This is a genomic window from Heyndrickxia sp. MSNUG (assembly GCF_049532715.1).
GTDB lineage: Bacteria > Bacillota > Bacilli > Bacillales > Cytobacillaceae > Mesobacillus.
The window spans coordinates 1,739,454-1,758,064 of sequence record NZ_CP150978.1 but is presented as its reverse complement, the minus strand read 5'-3'; the positions used below and the strand labels follow the sequence as shown (position 1 = coordinate 1,758,064).

Genomic DNA, 18,611 nt, shown 5'->3' with positions numbered 1-18,611 from the left:
GATCGTCATATTTATTAAATGAATTAAATTGCTGTACTTATTTATTTTTCTGTTCAGTGACTGCTTCTATATGCGCTTTAAGCTTTTCGAGTGCCATTTGGGCAGCATGCTGTTCTGCTTCCTTCTTGGACCGGCCCATCCCTGTTCCTAGCTCTTCGCCGTTTAAAAACACGCGGGACTCGAATTCCCGGCTATGTGCTGGCCCAATTTCCTTAAGGATCCGGTACTCTAGCGCACCCGCGCCGTCCCGCTGGACCAATTCCTGAAGCTGGCTTTTAAAATCCATCACATGAGAAAAAGCACCGTCATTAATCTTTGGAAACACGATTTTTTCTAGGAATGTCGTAACTGTTTCAATCCCTTTATCTAAATACAAGGCACCGATAAATGCTTCGAAGACATCAGCTAAAAGAGCTGGCCTTGTACGGCCGCCTGTCATTTCTTCGCCCTTGCCCAAAAGGACAAGCTCGCCGAAGACAAGTTCATTGGCAAATGCCACAAGCGACGGCTCACAAACCACTGCAGCACGAAGCTTTGTCAGTTCCCCTTCGCTCATCATTGGGTATTTTTTAAATAAAAATTGGGATACAGTCAATTCCAAAACGGCGTCTCCAAGAAATTCAAGCCTCTCGTTATCTTCATGAGGCTTTCTGCGATGCTCATTCACATAGGATGAATGCGTAAAGGCCTGTTTTAAAAGTTTTTCACTTTCAAATTGAATTCCAAGTTTGTCCTGAAACCCTTTAAATTTATTTTCCTTTGCGCGGATGTTCCTTTTATCTCTTTCTCTTCCGTTGTTGCGCATGTTTTACTCCACCTTGCTCGTAATTTAAAGATGATTTCGCTTAAATTGTTGTTTTACTTAAAGAGCTCATATACAGACTACTAACAGTTTACAAAAAAAAACGCCTATAAAGCAAAAAAACTTCGCTTTATTCCAGCACCTTCCTTGAAAGGATATCTTTCTGTTAAACTAGGCTGTTGATTTTCGTTCCATGCGCTTCGCTTTCCGCGGGGCTGACGCTGAGCCCGCAGGAGTCTACGCGCCTTCCACTACAATCAACAGGGTTTTAAAATTAACATGGCGTCAGGTGCTATATATCAGTATTTACCTTTCAAACAGCCATTTACATAATACATAAGAAAGCCCCGTTTAATTAAACGGAGCTTCTTAACAAATCCAACAGTTATATTTGGCTATTTATGTAATTCACAGCGTCACCAACTGAAGCGATTTTTTCAGCATCATCATCAGAAATTTCCATGTTGAACTCGTCTTCCAATTCCATAACTAATTCAACAACATCTAGGGAATCAGCACCAAGGTCATCTTTAAAAGATGCTTCCAAAGTTACTTGAGATTCATCTACTCCCAAACGGTCAACAATAATTTTTGTTACACGTTCTAAAACATCTGCCATGCTCGTTCACCTCCCCTCAAGCAATTATAGATGATTTTATTTAAATAATAAATGGCTGCCAGCTTTTTTAGAAAAATTTATCGCTTAACGATTAACATTTTCATTTTTTTATAGGCTCTGTTAAACAAGGCTGTTGATTTTCGTTCCAGGCGCTTCGCTTTCCGCGGGGCTGGCGCTGAGCCTCCTCGTCGCTTCGCTCCTGCGGGGTCTCACCTAACCAGCTGCACCGGCAGGAGTCTACGCGCCTTCCACTACAATCAACAGGGTTTTAAAATCAACATTCAGCTTTAACAGAGCCATTTTATAAAAGCTTTGAACGAGCTATGAAATAGATTTATTATACTGTTCCGATCTACATGACCATTCCGCCATCAATATGCAGTGTCTGGCCAGTCATATAATTGCTGTCTTCAGACGCAAGGAATACGACCGCGCGGGCAATATCCTTCGGCTCCCCGAAACGCGCAAGCGGAATCTGCTTTAGCATTTCAGCCTTTACTTCCTCATTCAGCTTATCTGTCATATCAGTTGTAATAAAGCCTGGCGCGATGGCATTAACGGTAATCCCTCTAGATGAAAGTTCCTTTGCAGCCGTCTTCGTCAAACCGATTACCCCGGATTTTGCTGCTACATAATTGGCTTGTCCTGCATTTCCGCTTACTCCGACAATGGAAGAGATATTGATGATCCTGCCGCTGCGCTGCTTCATCATCTGTCTAGTCACCGCTTTTGTACAAAGGAAAACGCCTTTTAGGTTAATGTTGATAACATCATCCCATTCGGACTCTTTCATTCTCATTAATAGATTATCCTTTGTTATACCCGCATTATTAACAAGTATGTCAAGCTTTCCAAAACGTTCTACAGTTTCTTTCACCATACCATTTACGGAATCAGAGTTTGATACATCCGACTGGATTGCGAATGCTTCTCGTCCCATCGCTTTTATTTCGTTAACCAATTCCAGCGCCTTTGCTTCACTTCCAGCATAATTGACTGCAACTGATGCGCCTTCTCTGGCTAGTTCATATGCGATTTCACGCCCAATGCCCCTGGAGGCCCCTGTTACAAGTGCAACTTTTCCTTCTAGTCTCATTTTGTTTCCTCCTTCAAAGCAGCGACTGCTGCGGCACAAGTTTCCTCGTCATATATTGCGAATGTCCGTGCTGAGCGGTCCACTTTTTTAACTAATCCTGAAAGGACTTTCCCTGGACCGATTTCAATGAAAGTATCAACGCCAAGCTCAAGCATCTTTGCTACTGAGTCTTCCCATAGAACTGGGGAATAAAGCTGTTCGATTAATCTCTTCTTGATTTCGGCTGCATCCAGCATCGGCAGTGCAGTTACATTGCCAATAACCGGGACATCTGCATCTTGGAGAGAAATGCTGTCAAGCACAGCCTCGAATCTTTCAGCTGCTGGCTTCATAAGTGAAGAATGGAACGGTCCGCTTACATCAAGTGGAATCACACGCTTCGCTCCGCCTTCCTTTGCCTTAGCAGAGGCTTCCTCTACACCTTTTTTGGATCCTGAAATCACGATTTGTCCTGGGCAGTTCAAGTTAGCAAGCTGTACAGGATATCCTTCCGCAGTAACAGTTTCAGTAACATCCATTAGCTTCTCGCGGTCCATCCCGAGAACAGCTGCCATTGTTCCCTCACCGTTTGGGACCGCCTCTTCCATAAACTCGCCGCGTTTGCGGACGGCGTATACCGCATCTTCAAATGATAAGGCACCTGAAGCGACTAAAGCGGAATATTCTCCAAGGCTGTGTCCAGCGGTATAATCAGGTTTTATTCCGTACTCACTAAAATGATTCAGAATCGCAATACTTGTCGTAAGCAATGCCGGCTGAGCATTCGTAGTCAGTGTCAGCTTTTCCTGAGGACCTTCGAAAATTAAGCTGCTTAAACTTTCGCCAAGAACGGAGTCGGCTTTTTTGAAAGTTTCAGAGACTGACTCGTCTTTCGCCGCTAGAGCTTGTCCCATCCCTACAGTTTGCGAGCCCTGTCCTGGAAACAAAAACGCGATTTTTCCCATGAAAGATTCCCCTTTACTCTTATAGTTTTATCCCATCACTCTTTTCGATTGCTGCTTTGATGGTTCCGGAAACATCATTTTCAACCATTTCCCTTGCCTGGCGAATGGAATTGAATACTGCGTTCGCATCAGATGATCCATGCGCTTTAATAACAGGAGCTTTAAGGCCGAACAAGCCAGCACCGCCATACTCCGTATAATCCATCTTATTCTTTAGAACAACTAAATCCGGCTTTAGGACAGCAGCAGCCATTTTGCTTTTAAAACTTGAAGTAAGAGCAGTTTTCAACATCTTAAACACTGACATTGCCGTTCCTTCGATTGTCTTTAAAACCATATTTCCAGTAAAGCCATCTGCTACAACAACGTCAGCTGCACCATCCAGCAAATCCCTTGATTCTACATTGCCGATGAAGTTAATGTCTGCATCCTTTAGCAATTCGAATGTGTTCCTGACAAGTTCATTGCCTTTTTTCTCTTCTGTTCCGATATTCAGCAGCCCTACACGAGGGCTAGAGATTCCTCTGGCCTTTTCACTGTATATTGAGCCCATGATCGCATATTGTACAAGGTGTTCAGGCTTAGCATCTGCATTCGCGCCAACATCCAGAAGCAGGAAGCCTTCTCCGTTTACTGTCGGAAGTGTTGGTGCAAGAGCTGGACGTTCAATACCTTCAATCCGTCCGACAATAAATAGGCCTGCCGCCATCAATGCTCCCGTATTTCCAGCAGAAATGCAGGCATCGGCATGGCCATCAGCAACCTGCTGTGCTGCAAGAACCATGGATGCCGTCTTCTTTCTCCGCACCGCCCTAACTGGCTCATCTGTTCCAAGAATCACTTCTTCTGTATGGAGAATTTCGATCCTCTCTTCATTCGTCAAGTGTTCCCTGATTTTCTTCTCGTCTCCTACAAGGACGATATGTACATCTTTATAATTCTCGATTGCTTTCATTGCTCCGAGGACGATTTCTTTTGGTGCGTGATCTCCGCCCATAGCGTCTACTGCAAGCCTCATTGCTTTCATCCCTTACTTTTCATTTTTAGATCGATACATTTCAAAGTCACCCTTAAATACGAGCTCATTGTTCACATAGCTCAGTACTTCTACTATGGTCCTGCCGTTGTCGCTGTCAATATTGGTGACTCTTGCTTTGGCAATTACTCGCTCACCCTCTTTTACCGACCTGGTGAACTGGATATTCGCCTTCGCCGTAAGCGCCAATTCATCATTTATGACTGCAACAGCCAGCGAATTTGCCTGGGCAAATAAATGATGACCCCTGGCGATTTTATTGCGCTTAAACACATGTTCTCTTTTTATGTCAAGAATCGAAATTGCGCTTTTATCTAGTTCTATATCAATAATCTCACCAATTACTTCCTCAAGAGGCAGGGAACGGACTTCATCTTCGAAACGTTTTTCAGCAACGTTCTTTATTCTTTCCCTTAATTCTGGGATTGATAATTCAAGTCGGTCCAGCCTGATTGTCTGGATGCTGACTGTGAATTTTTCAGCCAGCTCTTCATCAGTGATAAATGGATTTTCTTTTATCGTTTCAGTCAACATAGACTGTCGATCTTTTTTGTTACGCTTCATTACTTTTCACACCGCCCGAGCTATTAAGACTAGGTACTAATAGTAGTATATATACTATGAAATAAGATTGCAAGAAAAAATATACTGTTGCTTTAATCCATGAAAGCTAATTCCAAGAAAAAAAGCAGACCCAAGCAGGATCTGCTCAGGCTATAGCCAAACTCTGAAAAGCAAGGTTAGCTATAGCTTTTTTTAGGTGATCTAAAATACTAGTCTGTTGACTCTCGTCCCATGCACTCCGCTTTCCGCTGGGCTTCCGGTGATTCCGCAGGAGTCTTTGCTCCTCCCACTTCAATCAACCAACAGGGACCATCTTTAATCGGTGAACAGTATCTTTGACGGCATACTGATCAGATCCTATTATTCTTTAATGATAGTAATATAGTTTAATCAAGCTTTTCAGTTGCAAGTGCACCAGTCTCCTTCAGATATTCCCTGAGAGAATGGTACTTGTCAGCCTGCCAAAAAGCAGATGATTGCACTAGTAATGCTGCGTCATTTCTTGCCGTTTCAAGGGCACGGTAGTCATGAACCATATCCGCTACCTTGAACTCTGGAAGTCCGCTTTGTTTTTTCCCAAAGAAATCCCCTGGGCCGCGAAGCTCAAGGTCCTTTTCACTTAAAACGAATCCATCATTTGTTTCGGACATGATTTTCATACGTTCTTTCCCAACTTCGCTTTTTGGATCGGCAAGCAAAATACAATAGGATTGATCGCTTCCCCTGCCAACCCGTCCTCTTAGCTGGTGGAGCTGAGCAAGCCCAAACCTCTCGGCATCATATATCATCATGACAGTCGCATTTGGCACATTCACACCAACTTCAACAACTGTAGTTGACACGAGGACTTGGACTTCATTTTCGCTGAAAGCTTTCATCACTTGATCTTTTTCATCAGAATGCAAACGACCATGCATAAGGCCGACCTTGTAACGATTTTGAAAATAAAAGCTTAAAGTGCTGTGGACATCGATGGCATTCTGGACATCAAGTTTATCGGATTCTTCTATCAATGGAGTAATAACATAGGCTTGTCTGCCTTTGGCCAGCTCTTTCTCCATAAAAGCGAGCACCCTTTCAAGCATTTCGTGTTTTGCCCAATATGTTTCAATCGTCTTTCTTCCTGCCGGCATCTCGTCGATGACCGAAACGTCCATCTCCCCGAACACAGTGATGGCAAGAGTCCTCGGGATCGGTGTGGCCGTCATGAACAGGACATCGGGATTTTCACCTTTTTCCCGTAAGACCCGCCTCTGTTCCACCCCAAAGCGATGCTGCTCATCCGTGATGACTAATCCAAGGTTATTAAAATTAACCTCATCTTGTATCAATGCATGCGTACCAATTAGGACATGGATTTCTCCCTGCTTCAGAAGCTCAAGAATTTCCTTTCTTCGCTTTCCTTTTACAGAGCTTGTCAAGAGTGCGGTTTTTACGCCAAAAGGTTCAAGCAGCTGCGACAAAGATTGGGAGTGCTGTTCGGCAAGGATTTCCGTCGGCACCATCAATGCACCCTGGTAGCCTGAAGTCTTTGCTGCATAGAGCGCTATAGCCGCGACAACTGTCTTACCTGACCCTACATCTCCTTGAAGCAGCCGGTTCATACGGAAAGGTGACTTCATGTCGCCAAGAATTTCGTTAACAACTCGTTTTTGCGCTCCTGTCAACGGGAATGGCAATCCGTTTATGAACGACATTAGCTCGTCCAATTTATATGAAACTGCTATTCCCGGAGTCTGTTCACGCTCGATTTTTCTTAAAGATTGCATCTTCAGCTGGAACAATAGGAATTCCTCATATACAAATCTTCTTCTTGCCTGCTTCATCTCATCTGCCCCAGCAGGAAAATGCATGATTCTCAATGCTTCTCTTCGATTTAACAATTTATACTTCTGCAGCAGTTCAGCAGGCAGAACTTCAGTTATTTCATGACCAAATTGGGAAAAGGCCAGCTTGATCAGTCTTCTGATCGTTTTTACGGTCATTTTACCTTTTACAGCATAAACTGGTTCAAAATCCTGGCTTTTCGCATTCTCTCCTACTGACATTTCACTTGCAGTAATCGTTTGTCGGTGCTGGTCCCATTTGCCGGTAACAGTCACTGTTTCGTTTATTTTTATTTTTTGTTTTAAATACGGCTGATTGAAAAAGGTTGCGATGATAAGATACCTTCCCACAAGAACCCTGACGGTAAGGCGGTTTTTCTTGCGTCCATAATAGACAAGAGAAGGTTCACTGTGAACCTTCCCCTCAACCGTTACTTTTTCGTCATGCTTGACCTCCGCCAAGTCCTTTAGGCGGTAATCTTCATAACGGTATGGGAAATACTCTAGCAAGTCACTGACTGACCTGATATTCATGTCCGCGAGTGTCTCTGCCATTTCATCGCCAATTCCTTTAACTGCCGTAACTGGCTGTTTCAGAATATCATTCACGTTTATCAAGCGGTATGCCGAAAATTTTGGCCTCAAGCTCACGGCCTGTCGGTGTTGCCGCTAACCCTCCCTGCGCCGTTTCTCTAAGTGCGGATGGCATGGACAGGCCGATTTTATACATGGCATCGATCACCTCGTCACAAGGTATCCTGCTCGTAATCCCTGCGAGCGCCATATCAGCCGCCACCATTGCATTCGCGGCCCCCATCGCGTTCCTTTTTACACACGGAACTTCAACAAGGCCTGCAACTGGATCACAGACTAATCCCAGCATATTTTTGAGAGTGATCGCCATCGCCTCTGCACATTGTTCTGGTGTTCCACCCGCCATTTCAACTATTGCAGCAGCAGCCATCCCTGAAGCTGAACCAACCTCTGCCTGACATCCGCCTTCTGCGCCGGAAATCGAGGCATTGTTGGCAACTACATAGCCAAAAGCACCTGCTGTAAAAAGGAAAGAAACCATCTGTTCCCTTGTAGGGTTCAATTTGCTTTTTACGGCAAATAAAGTTCCGGGTACGACTCCGGCAGAGCCAGCAGTGGGCGTTGCACAAATTGTTCCCATCGCTGCATTCACTTCATTTGTTGCCACAGCTTTGCTGACAGCATCCAAAATCGTTTCACCAGAAAGGAAATTTCCTTTTTCAATATATTGTTGAAGGAGGACAGCATCCCCGCCTGTAAGGCCAGAATGAGATTTAACACCTTTAATTCCTCTCTCGACTGCCTGCTCCATGACCGTCAGATTCCGGTCCATCATCGCAAGGACCTCTTCCCGGCTCCGTCCAGTCACTTCTACCTCCTGTTCAATCATCAATTCGGATATCTTTTTATTCTTACTGGTAGCTAGCTCCACTAACTCTGCTACATTTCGAAACATATTAGTCTTCCCTCCTAATCCTGCAAATTAGTCGACAATCTTTGTGACCTGCAAAACATTGGGCAGCTGTTCTAATTGTGTAATGACATGATCACCGATATTATGGTCAACCTCAATAGTCATCAACGCCATTTTCCCTTTTTCCTTGCGCGAGACTTCCATATGGCCAATGTTGATTTCTTCATTGGCAAGAATGTTAGAAACCGCGGCAATGGCTCCGTGCCGGTCATTATGAACAACGAGGATGGCCGGATGGTGACCTGACAGCTTTAATTCAAAGCCATTCAGCTCAATGATTTCAATCTTTCCGCCACCAATCGATATACCTACTAGCTCTTGTTCTCCCTTATCATCACCTATGAGTACCCGGGCCGTATTGGGATGGTCGGTAATGGCTTCTTCTTCAATAAATTTTATTTTCATTCCAGAGTTTTTAGCAATCTCAATCGCCTTGATGATTCGCTCATCATAGGTATCGAAATCAAGCAGGCCTCCGACCATCGCCACATCAGTTCCATGGCCTTTATAAGTCTTGGCGAAAGATCCATAGAACGAAATTGTGGCCCATTTAGGCTCCCTGCCAAATAAGCTTCTTGCCACACGTCCAATTCTAGCTGCTCCAGCAGTATGGGAGCTTGATGGACCGATCATTACTGGTCCGATTATGTCGAATACACTTTTGTATTTCATCCCGCACACTCCTTTACCCATATTGTTAAAGGAAATCTGTTAAAAAGGAAAAAACATTTATACATAACGAAATAGAAGGGTATTCCCCTTCTATTCCTTGGTAACATATTATAATTTTATTTGTCCAGCTGGAGTTCATTACAGCTTGATCAAATTAAAACAGATATTTTTATTCAATCGCAAAGATAAAGGCATATAATGGCTGTTCTCCATTATGAACCTCGATTTCAACATCTTCAAATTCGCTTTCAACAAACCCGACAATTGAGTCGACATCTTCGTCAGAAGCGTCTTCCCCTTTAAGGATTGTCAGGATTTCTGAATCTTCATCAAGCATTTGGCTTAAAAGGTCTTTCGCCGCTTTAACTTTATCCTGGTCCTTCAGAACAATTTTACCATCAGAAATACCCATAAAATCACCTGTTGAGATTTCAAGACCATCGATGCTTGTGTCGCGAACTGCGTAAGTCAGCTGGCCTGTTTTTACATGTTGCATCGCTTCAGTCATTGTGTCTTTATTTGCAGAGCTGTCTGCAGATGGGTTAAATGACAACAATGCAGTCATCCCCTGAGGCACTGTTTTCGAAGGGATAACAACTACCTCTTCCTCTGCAACCTCAGCAGCCTGTTCAGCAGCCATGATGATATTTTTATTGTTAGGCAGGATGATCACTTTTCTGGCGTTGACTTCCTTGATTGCCTTGACGATATCCTCTGTACTTGGGTTCATCGTCTGGCCGCCCTCAATTACAGCGTTCGCACCGATACTGCGGAAGAGCTCGGCAATTCCAGAGCCCATTGATACAGCTACGACTCCGTATTCCTGCTTTTCTTTCTTTGGCAGGTTACCCTCTGTACGAAGTGGTGTCGTTGATTCACCAACAATATTTGAATGCTGCTGACGCATGTTTTCAATTTTCATGTTGATGAGACTTCCATATTTTTGGCCATAAGTAAGTACTTCACCAGGCTGCTCAGAGTGGATATGAACTTTTACAACTTCTTCATCCGAAATAACTAATAAAGAATCACCATATTTGCTCAAGTCCTGACGGAAATTTTCTTCAGAAAAAGTTTTTTCCCCTTCAAGCCTTACCATGAATTCAGTACAATAGCCGAATTCAATATCCTCGGTATTCATATGGCTCTGCACACTTTTGTGGTGTTCAGCGCTGACCAGCTCATTCATATTAGGCATTGTTGCAGGAGAATCCGGAAGCTTTTCTCCTTTTAGTTCGGCAAGGAACCCCTCATATACAAACACAAGTCCCTGACCGCCGCTATCCACTACTCCTACTTCCTTTAGGACTGGCAGCAAGTCTGGCGTACGGCTAAGTGATGCTTTAGCTTCTTTAAGAACCTCTTCCATCAGGCCGATTATGTCCTCGTGGTTTTTGGCAACAGCAACAGCATGCTTGGCAGCGTCCTTTGCCACTGTTAAAATCGTGCCTTCTACAGGCTTCATTACTGCTTTATATGCTGTTTCTACTCCAGCATTCAATGCTGCAGCAAATTCCAGCGAAGTAATGGTTGGCTTAACTTCGATTGCTTTCGCAAAGCCGCGGAACAATTGGGACAGGATAACACCTGAGTTTCCCCTTGCTCCCATCAGCAAACCCTTTGCAAGTGCAGAACCTACTTTGCCAATATGCTCCTGCACATTGCTCTTTACTTCCTTTGCCCCGGAAGTCATGGATAAATTCATATTCGTTCCTGTATCACCATCAGGAACAGGGAAGACATTCAACGCATCGACATACTGGGCATTTGCAGCTAAATGATTGGCGCCCTGTATTACCATCTCCGCAAAACGTTTTCCGTCTAGAACTTTAATAGACACAAATCTTTCCTCCTCACTACGGGTTCGTTACACGAACTCCCTGAACGTAAATATTGACCGAGTCAACAGCCAGCCCGACTGTTTTGTCAAGGGTGTATTTCACCTTTGACTGGACATTGTGGGCAACCTCGGAAATTTTCGTTCCATAGCTCACAATAATATACATATCGATATGTACTTCTTCATTTTCCTGGCGAACGATGACACCGCGAGTGAAATTTTCCCTGCGCAGAATATCTGTTAATCCGTCTTTGATCTGATTCTTTGAAGCCATGCCGACAATACCATAACAATCAACTGCTGCACCGCCTGCAATCGTTGCAATGACATCATTTGATATATCAATTTGTCCGTACTTCGTTTTAAGCTCAATGGACATGAATCGTTCCCCCTTTGGAAAAATAGCTATATGCTACAGTTATTTTACTATAAGCCAAGCAATTTTTAAAGTTATTCTGCCCTACCACTTATTATTCAGCAAGAATCTTAACTGTATGTCAAGGTTTTTTTCTTTATAGCTTTCGGCAGAACTATTGCAAATGGCAAATTTCTATGATAAATTATTAAAGTATGTCAGAAATAAGGTTATCCTGTTAAATTCGCAGTTCTGACGATATGCAAATTATTGTAGCAAAAATCATAGTTTTAGCTTTTGTGAGTTAGGAGGGAAATCATATGCCACGTAAATGTGTAGTAACTGGTAAATCAACTCGTTCTGGTAACGCACGCTCCCACGCAATGAACGCTAACAAGCGTACATGGGGTGCTAACCTTCAAAAAGTACGTATTCTTGTAGACGGTAAGCCTAAGCGTGTTTGGGTATCTGCAAGAGCTCTAAGATCAGGTAAAGTTGAACGCGTATAATTAAAAACCGCAGATGTTTAGAAAGGCCGCTTGGCACTCTGGACAGATGCACGGCATCCTTAATTGGGTGCCTTTTTTATTGGCCATATTTTTTCCAAGACCTCCTGGGAATTCCAAATCCACTCACAAGCTTAAAGCTGCTCCTATTGCCCATTCTTCCCCAATCAGGGCAAAATAATAGCACCCTGTCCCCAGGGCGCCAAATTACTTGCACATTAAATGTTTTCAGTCTGCATATTGTTTCACTTATCGTTTTATTAATCCTTTTTAAAAGCACCTAACATCGCCCGTACGAGGCCGCCTAAAAATCTCGGCAGTTTGATTGTATAGAATCTCATACCGTCCCTCCTCACCATCTCTCGCAATCCAGTCTTCTTTTTGTATCCCTACTAGTATATTCGGGAGTGTACAAAATTTGCTTAATCTGTTCTCGCATTGATTGTTGTTTTAAGTAGGATGACCTCTTACCGCATTCTAATTGGTTTCATGCTCTTTTCGAGTTCCTCAAAGAAGATGAGCTTTTGCAGCAGACTTTTCAATCCCTGCTCCTTACAACTAATAATATGCCTTCCGAAAATGAAAAAGTACCATGACCTCTAATAAGTTCATTACTAATACATAGTGTCGATCCCATAGGAATATGACAGTCATTTAAAGGATATTTGAAATTTCCAAGCGTCATCCCCAGGATTTCAGGCGTTACTGGAAGGAATGAAATATATTTAAAATCAGCTATCTTTTCAACGTTATAGGTACCGGGTTTTTTTATAAATAAAATATTATTTTTATCAATAATCTCTGTTTGGATGTCGATATCCTGGTTCAGCGGCTTTGTCAAAAGCTGCACATTTGCCATCAGGTGGTCCAGTCTGCCGCCGGTCGCACCAAAGATCATGATTGAATCTGGATTTTGCGCTATTGCCCAATTTAAGGCGAGTTCCATATCGGTTTCATCTTTTTCCGGCTTAAACTTCTTAAGATGCTCAACTTCCATTTCTATTTCCGCCATCTCTTCCTCTGACACGGAATCAAAATCACCAAAGGCCATAGCAGGCTTGATTCCCGCATTCAGCAAATAGAATACACCCCTGTCAATTCCAACCCATTCGACATCTCTGCCATCAAAAGCCTGCAGATCTGGAATTAAGTTTAATGGTCCTCCGGCTACAAGATTAATTTTCATTGTATTTTTCTCCTTATACAAAGCTAGACAAGTATGATTCAATAATTATCGCTCTGTTAAACAAGGCTGTTGATTTTCGTTCCAGGCGCTTCGCTTTCCACTACAATCAACAGGCTTATAAAACAATATTCAGCTTTAACAGAGCCATAATGATAACTATATAACTGGACTTTCCTAACGGTAACACGGTTTCTAATTTGGCCGATTTTAAATTGGGGCTCTGTTGCTTCCATTTATTCTTGTTACGGGGCACCGTTCTACAAATCCAAAAGATTCTCTAAAGAAAAGCCAGCCGGTCATCCGGCTGGCTTTTAAATTATTTCTTTAACATGGCAATTGCAGCTGCCCGGTCTTCCTTATTGAAGACTGCAGAACCTGCTACAAGCACTGTGGCGCCGGCTTCTACACAAAGCTTGGCAGTTTCTTCATTTACTCCGCCATCAACTTCAATTTCAAGATCTTGGTTCACCTCATCTGCCATTTCCTTTACCTGCCTAATTTTCGGAAGAACAGAAGAGATGAATTTTTGGCCGCCAAACCCTGGGTTGACTGACATAAGCAGGACCATGTCCAGATCCTCAATGATATGTTTCAAGCTTTCCACTGGTGTGGCTGGATTGATTACGACACCAGCCTTGACACCTGTCGATTTGATCAATTGGATGGTTCTGTGCAAATGTCTGGATGCTTCCACATGAACGGTAATGTAATCTGCACCCGCCTTGGCAAAAGCTTCAATATACTGATCAGGATTTTCAATCATTAAATGAACATCAAGCGGCAACTTAGTAACAGGACGGATTGCTTCCACAATAAGCGGGCCGATCGTAATATTTGGCACAAAATGGCCATCCATTACATCAACATGGATATAATCTGCTCCGCCCGCCTCGACATCCTTTATTTCATCGCCAAGCCTGGCAAAGTCTGCTGACAAAATTGAAGGTGCTATTTTCACCATCATTAGTACCTCGGCTTTCTATCCTTTATTTCCAATAAAAAGTCCTTATAATGCTCATACCTGTATTCAGGCAGAGTTCCGGCTTCAACCGCTGCTTTTACAGCACATTTAGGCTCTGCCATGTGGAGACAGCCTCGAAACTTGCATGACTCACTGATTTCGTAAATGTCCGGAAAACAGGAGTTCAGTTCTTCAGCCTCAATTTCGGTAAACTCCAATGAACTAAAACCAGGGGTATCCGCAACAAGTCCATTATTTATTGTGATTAACTCTACGTGTCTTGTAGTATGCTTTCCCCGTCCCAGATAGGAAGAGATATCATCGGTTTTCAATTCCAGGTCAGGGCGGATCGCGTTAAGCAGGGAGGACTTCCCAACACCCGACTGACCTGCAAAAACGGAGATCTTCCCTTCAAGATGGGGACTTAACTCTTCCAGGCCAGAAGATGTTTCAGATGAGGTAAAGATAACCTCATAACCCGCTTTGCGGTAATCAGCAGCAAATGTTTCAAGCCGCTTTTTTTGTTCTTCAGAAGTCAAATCCATTTTCGTAATGCATATGATCGGCTGGATATGGTTGTACTCAACTAACACCAGGAACCGGTCAAGCAGGGCAGTGCTGAAATCAGGTTCAACTGCTGAAAAAACAAGGATTGCCTGGTCTACGTTGGCAATTGGAGGGCGGACCAACTCATTTTTCCGCCCTTTCACCTCAAGGATATAGCCCTCGGTAGCATTGTCTGCCTGGAACACGACCTCGTCCCCTACCAGAGGATTCACCTTATTCTTTCGGAATACACCACGACCGCGGCATTGAACAATTCCATCCTTGTTCGCAACATAATAAAACCCGCTCAGCGCCTTAATGATTTTGCCCTCAGGCATAGCAACACTCCCTGTCTGTTATTCTTTTGGATAATCAACTGCATCCTCAAGGATGACTGAACCGTTCGACATTACTTTATAATGACCTTTTCCACCAGGCGGAATATATAATTCTATTGTATGTTTCGTATCACCCATGATTTTCAAAGTTTCTGCTGGAACATTTTCCTCATGTTCTAAATCACTAATGAAAATTTGGACTTCTTGCGGCTGTCCAGCTAAAGTAGTGTCGTAAGGAATATTAATTTCTTCCTTCACTCTTTTTGGAAGCTCCTCAATTCCCTTTGAAATGACAACTTTCACCGTGCTGCCCTTCTTCAATTGAGTTCCTGGTGCCGGAACCTGAGAAATGACTTCTCCCTTTGGGAATTCGTCATTGTACTCTTCTGTTGACTCAATCTCGAGTCCATAAGTATCCTCGTAAACTTGAAGCCCCTTTTGATTCGATCCAATGAGATCTTCAAGAGTAATTAGCTCAGGGCCAAGGCTGACTGTAAATTCAATAGTCGTTTCCTCAGGAATCACCGATTCGCCATCAGGAGGATATTGGTCCAGAATGGTTCCTGGCTCACTATCATCATGCTCTCCGGTCTTTTCGATATCCTTGAAGTTTTTATTTTCGAGAAGCGGTACTACATCATCGTATAATCGCCCGCGGTAATCCGAAAGCTCCAGTTCCTCTTTACCGGAACTGATATAAAGATCAATTTCATTGCCTTCCTTGATCATCTTACCAGCTTTTGGATTAGTCTTTATGATTCGACCTTCCTCTACCTCTTCATCGCTTATTTCCTTCTGTTCTCCAATGGTAAAGCCAGCAGCCATCAATTTTGCGACTGCCTCTTCAAGTTCCATTCCGCTTACTTCAGGAACTTCAACCTCTTTTGGTCCGAACAAATCAGGCCCCATTGTCACTGCGATAATTCCTGCAGCTGCAATCAGTAAAAATAATAAAGTTAAGATAATCGGCCATTTCTTTTTAACTGGCTTTGACTGGTTGGTTTTGTCAGTCGAAACGGGCTGTTCTTTCCTGACAATCGTTTCATCCATGTTATGGAAAGGTCGATCGTTCGTTATAATAGGTATTGCCTTTGTTGCTTCATCATCAACAGGAATGAAAAATCTCCCTTCATTAAGGCGATGGGCATCAAGTGCAGTCCTTAAATCATCTTCCATTTCATCTACATTGTCATATCTATGGAAGGGATCCTTAGCCGTAGCCTTTAAAACGATATTTTCCACACTTTGAGGAATTTCCGGGTTCCATCGCTTTAAAGAAGGCGTTTCCGATTGCAAATGTTTCAGAGCGATTGAGACAGCCGACTCTCCAGAGAATGGCAGCCTGCCTGTAAGCAGCTCAAACATGACGATCCCGATCGAATAAATATCCGACTTTTTATTCGCCATCCCACCTCTGGCCTGTTCAGGTGAAAGATAATGAACAGATCCGAGCACCGAATTTGTCTGGGTAATACTAGTGGCACTCAAAGCCATAGCAATACCAAAGTCCGTGATTTTCACTGTTCCATTACTGTCAATCAATATATTGTGAGGCTTTATGTCACGATGGACAATATGGTTATGATGGGCATGTGAAATCGCTGAAGTCAGCTGCTTCATAATATCAAGCGCTTCCTGTACCGGGACCGGAGCATGCTGCTGTATGTATTGTTTAAGCGTCTGCCCGTCAACATATTCCATTACTATATAGTATAGCCCATCCTCTTCTCCCACATCATAAATACTGACAATGTTTGGGTGAGCAAGACTCGTAGCCGATTGAGCTTCCCTGTGGAATCTGCGGATAAATTCTTCATCATTGGCAAAATCCAGACGCAGCATTTTGACAGCGACATCTCTGTCAAGAATCATGTCGTGGGCTAGATAGACATTCGCCATACCGCCGCCGCCAATCATATCCAATATTTTATAGCGTCCGCTGATTCTTTTTCCGATAATCATTTTCTTCACCTGCCCTCGTTGAATTCCTGATATTCGACGATAGCAAGAGTGATGTTATCTTCGCCGCCGTATTGGTTGGCCCTTTTGATAAATTCTGCTGCCTTCTCTTCTAAAGACAGTTCATTCTTAATGACACTTTCCATTTCCTCTAGGCCTACTTTATTAGATAGACCGTCAGAACATAGAAGTAATGCATCGCCTTCTTCAAAGGTAATCGTTTTTAAATCCATTTCTACGGATTCCTCGGTACCTAATGCCCTTAACAGCACATTTTTGCGCGGATGATTTTCGGCGTCTTCTTTTGTGATTTGGCCTGAACGAACAAGCTCGTTGACGAGTGAATGATCCTCAGTCAATTGCTTGAAACCTGACTCATTCAATAAATAGCAGCGGCTGTCCCCGATATTCACGACTGTGGCAAAAATATTAGTGCAGATGGCACCGACTACAGTTGTCCCCATCCCTTCACACTCTGTATTATTTAATGAATGCTGGAATAATTGCTTATTAACTTCTAACACCGCTTCTTTGAGCCATTTTTCTGCTTCTTCTGCTGTATGTATCTTAGATGATTGTTCCCAGAGGCCTTTTAAATGTTTGATTGTCATATCACTGGCCACATCTCCTGCACGGTGGCCGCCCATGCCATCTGCTACGATGGCAAGGCGCTGCCCGTCAGGATTTATAAAGATGCCGCCGTTGTCTTCATTATGCAGGCGAACTTTTCCCCTGTCCGTCATGAAAACAGCCTTCATCTTTTCACCTCGTCTCTTCTTTTCTTTCCTTCGCTCGAAGTTGTCCGCAAGCTGCTTCAATGTCATGCCCTTGCTCTCTTCTAATTGTAACATTCACACCCCTGTCACGCAGCGTGCGTTCGAATTTGAAGATCTGGGTTTTCGGAGTCCTTACGTAATCCCGTTCAGGAACATAATTTACAGGAATCAGATTGATATGGCATTTGAGACCCTTTACCAGGTTTGCCAACTCTTCGGCATGCTCCACCTGATCATTGACACCGCCAAATAATCCATATTCAAAGCTGATTCTTCTGCCCGTTTTATTTACATAATAACGGACCGCATCCATTAGATCAGGAAGCTTGTACGCACGGTTGATTGGCATTAGTCTGCTTCTAAGCTCCGAATTCGGCGCGTGCAGAGAAATCGCAAAATTGATCTGCATATTCTCATCCGCGAATTGATATATCTTTGGTATGATTCCGCTTGTTGATACGGTGATATGGCGTGCACCGATATTCAGGCCTTTTTCATGGTTGACGATTTTCAGGAATGAAAGCATATGATCATAGTTATCAAACGGCTCACCGATTCCCATGATAACAATCGAACTTACTCTTTCTTCTGTTTCGTCTAATGCCTGTTGTACTTTTACGACCTGGGCAACGATTTCTCCTGCTTCCAGGTTTCTTTTTAATCCGCCAAGTGTAGATGCACAGAAAGTACATCCGATTCGGCAGCCAACCTGTGTTGTGACACAGACAGAATTCCCATACTCATGCCTCATCAGAACTGTTTCAATTGAAACCCCATCATGAAGCTCAAAAAGGAACTTAATTGTACCATCAGAAGATGTCTGCTGGACAATTGTGTTCATGGTAGTCAGTACAAAATGCTGACTAAGCTTGTCCCTTAATTCCTTCGAAAGGTTTGACATGTCCTCGAAGGAGGCAGCTCTTTTTTTATAGAGCCAGTCAAAGATCTGTTCAGCTCTAAATGGTTTTTCGTCTTGCTCCTTCAGCCAATTTTTCAGCTCTTCTAGCTGAAGTGAATAAATGGACTGATTCCCTGTATCTTCCGTTGTGGCATTTCTCGTTGAATTTTCCTGTTCCAT

At 43.3% G+C, this 18,611-nt stretch carries 19 protein-coding genes; 1 reads left to right on the top strand and 18 read right to left on the bottom strand.

Features of this window, described 5'->3' with window-relative positions; translation table 11 throughout:
• Positions 1 to 37 precede the first annotated feature (37 nt).
• From rnc to AABM38_RS08555, 11 genes are all read right to left on the bottom strand, one after another.
• Entirely contained in the window at positions 38 to 805 is a 768-nt protein-coding gene (gene rnc / locus AABM38_RS08605) for a ribonuclease III (RefSeq protein ID WP_423410005.1), read from the bottom strand.
• 382 nt (positions 806 to 1,187) lie between these two features.
• Complete coding sequence (locus AABM38_RS08600; protein WP_423410004.1) at positions 1,188 to 1,421, bottom strand: acyl carrier protein; 234 nt, start codon at positions 1,419 to 1,421, stop codon at positions 1,188 to 1,190.
• A gap of 352 nt (positions 1,422 to 1,773) precedes the next feature.
• Positions 1,774 to 2,517 (bottom strand): 3-oxoacyl-[acyl-carrier-protein] reductase, encoded by a 744-nt coding sequence (gene fabG / locus AABM38_RS08595; protein ID WP_423410003.1) that lies wholly within the window; start codon positions 2,515 to 2,517, stop codon positions 1,774 to 1,776.
• A complete protein-coding gene (gene fabD, locus AABM38_RS08590; protein WP_423410002.1) occupies positions 2,514 to 3,461 on the bottom strand; it encodes an ACP S-malonyltransferase in 948 nt (315 codons plus the stop codon). Before fabD ends, fabG begins: the two co-directional genes overlap by 4 nt.
• A 19-nt stretch (positions 3,462 to 3,480) precedes the next feature.
• A complete protein-coding gene (gene plsX / locus AABM38_RS08585; RefSeq protein WP_423410001.1) occupies positions 3,481 to 4,479 on the bottom strand; it encodes a phosphate acyltransferase PlsX in 999 nt (332 codons plus the stop codon).
• Between the two features lie 12 nt (positions 4,480 to 4,491).
• Complete coding sequence (fapR, locus tag AABM38_RS08580; RefSeq protein ID WP_423410000.1) at positions 4,492 to 5,061, bottom strand: transcription factor FapR; 570 nt, start codon at positions 5,059 to 5,061, stop codon at positions 4,492 to 4,494.
• A 386-nt stretch (positions 5,062 to 5,447) separates the two neighbouring features.
• Positions 5,448 to 7,496: an ATP-dependent DNA helicase RecG gene (recG, locus tag AABM38_RS08575; protein ID WP_423410693.1), complete on the bottom strand. Its 2,049-nt coding sequence runs from the start codon at positions 7,494 to 7,496 to the stop codon at positions 5,448 to 5,450.
• On the bottom strand, positions 7,489 to 8,376 hold the full coding sequence (gene sdaAA, locus AABM38_RS08570) for an L-serine ammonia-lyase, iron-sulfur-dependent, subunit alpha (protein ID WP_423409999.1): 888 nt from the start codon (positions 8,374 to 8,376) through the stop codon (positions 7,489 to 7,491). Before sdaAA ends, recG begins: the two co-directional genes overlap by 8 nt.
• Before the next feature lie 27 nt (positions 8,377 to 8,403).
• Positions 8,404 to 9,066: an L-serine ammonia-lyase, iron-sulfur-dependent subunit beta gene (sdaAB, locus tag AABM38_RS08565; RefSeq protein WP_423409998.1), complete on the bottom strand. Its 663-nt coding sequence runs from the start codon at positions 9,064 to 9,066 to the stop codon at positions 8,404 to 8,406.
• Positions 9,067 to 9,235: 169 nt separating this feature from the next.
• A complete protein-coding gene (locus tag AABM38_RS08560; protein WP_423409997.1) occupies positions 9,236 to 10,906 on the bottom strand; it encodes a DAK2 domain-containing protein in 1,671 nt (556 codons plus the stop codon).
• 16 nt (positions 10,907 to 10,922) lie between these two features.
• Positions 10,923 to 11,285 (bottom strand): Asp23/Gls24 family envelope stress response protein, encoded by a 363-nt coding sequence (locus tag AABM38_RS08555; RefSeq protein ID WP_041965977.1) that lies wholly within the window; start codon positions 11,283 to 11,285, stop codon positions 10,923 to 10,925.
• Positions 11,286 to 11,581: 296 nt separating this feature from the next.
• Between AABM38_RS08555 and rpmB the strand changes: the two genes are divergently transcribed.
• Positions 11,582 to 11,770: a 50S ribosomal protein L28 gene (rpmB, locus tag AABM38_RS08550; protein WP_023614934.1), complete on the top strand. Its 189-nt coding sequence runs from the start codon at positions 11,582 to 11,584 to the stop codon at positions 11,768 to 11,770.
• Positions 11,771 to 12,027: 257 nt separating this feature from the next.
• Here the strand turns inward: rpmB and spoVM are convergent, their stop codons facing one another.
• The 7 genes from spoVM to rlmN form a co-directional block, all read right to left on the bottom strand.
• The gene (spoVM, locus tag AABM38_RS08545) at positions 12,028 to 12,108 is read right to left on the bottom strand and encodes a stage V sporulation protein SpoVM (RefSeq protein ID WP_144475002.1); all 81 of its coding nucleotides are present in this window, start codon (positions 12,106 to 12,108) and stop codon (positions 12,028 to 12,030) included.
• 197 nt (positions 12,109 to 12,305) lie between these two features.
• On the bottom strand, positions 12,306 to 12,953 hold the full coding sequence (locus tag AABM38_RS08540) for a thiamine diphosphokinase (protein ID WP_423409996.1): 648 nt from the start codon (positions 12,951 to 12,953) through the stop codon (positions 12,306 to 12,308).
• Between the two features lie 316 nt (positions 12,954 to 13,269).
• The gene (gene rpe, locus AABM38_RS08535) at positions 13,270 to 13,914 is read right to left on the bottom strand and encodes a ribulose-phosphate 3-epimerase (RefSeq protein ID WP_423410692.1); all 645 of its coding nucleotides are present in this window, start codon (positions 13,912 to 13,914) and stop codon (positions 13,270 to 13,272) included.
• 2 nt (positions 13,915 to 13,916) lie between these two features.
• Positions 13,917 to 14,798, bottom strand: a complete 882-nt coding sequence (rsgA, locus tag AABM38_RS08530) for a ribosome small subunit-dependent GTPase A (RefSeq protein ID WP_423409995.1) — start codon at positions 14,796 to 14,798, stop codon at positions 13,917 to 13,919.
• An 18-nt stretch (positions 14,799 to 14,816) separates the two neighbouring features.
• Positions 14,817 to 16,760: a Stk1 family PASTA domain-containing Ser/Thr kinase gene (pknB, locus tag AABM38_RS08525; protein ID WP_423409994.1), complete on the bottom strand. Its 1,944-nt coding sequence runs from the start codon at positions 16,758 to 16,760 to the stop codon at positions 14,817 to 14,819.
• A gap of 5 nt (positions 16,761 to 16,765) precedes the next feature.
• On the bottom strand, positions 16,766 to 17,515 hold the full coding sequence (locus AABM38_RS08520; RefSeq protein WP_423410691.1) for a Stp1/IreP family PP2C-type Ser/Thr phosphatase: 750 nt from the start codon (positions 17,513 to 17,515) through the stop codon (positions 16,766 to 16,768).
• 4 nt (positions 17,516 to 17,519) lie between these two features.
• A complete protein-coding gene (rlmN, locus tag AABM38_RS08515; RefSeq protein ID WP_423409993.1) occupies positions 17,520 to 18,611 on the bottom strand; it encodes a 23S rRNA (adenine(2503)-C(2))-methyltransferase RlmN in 1,092 nt (363 codons plus the stop codon).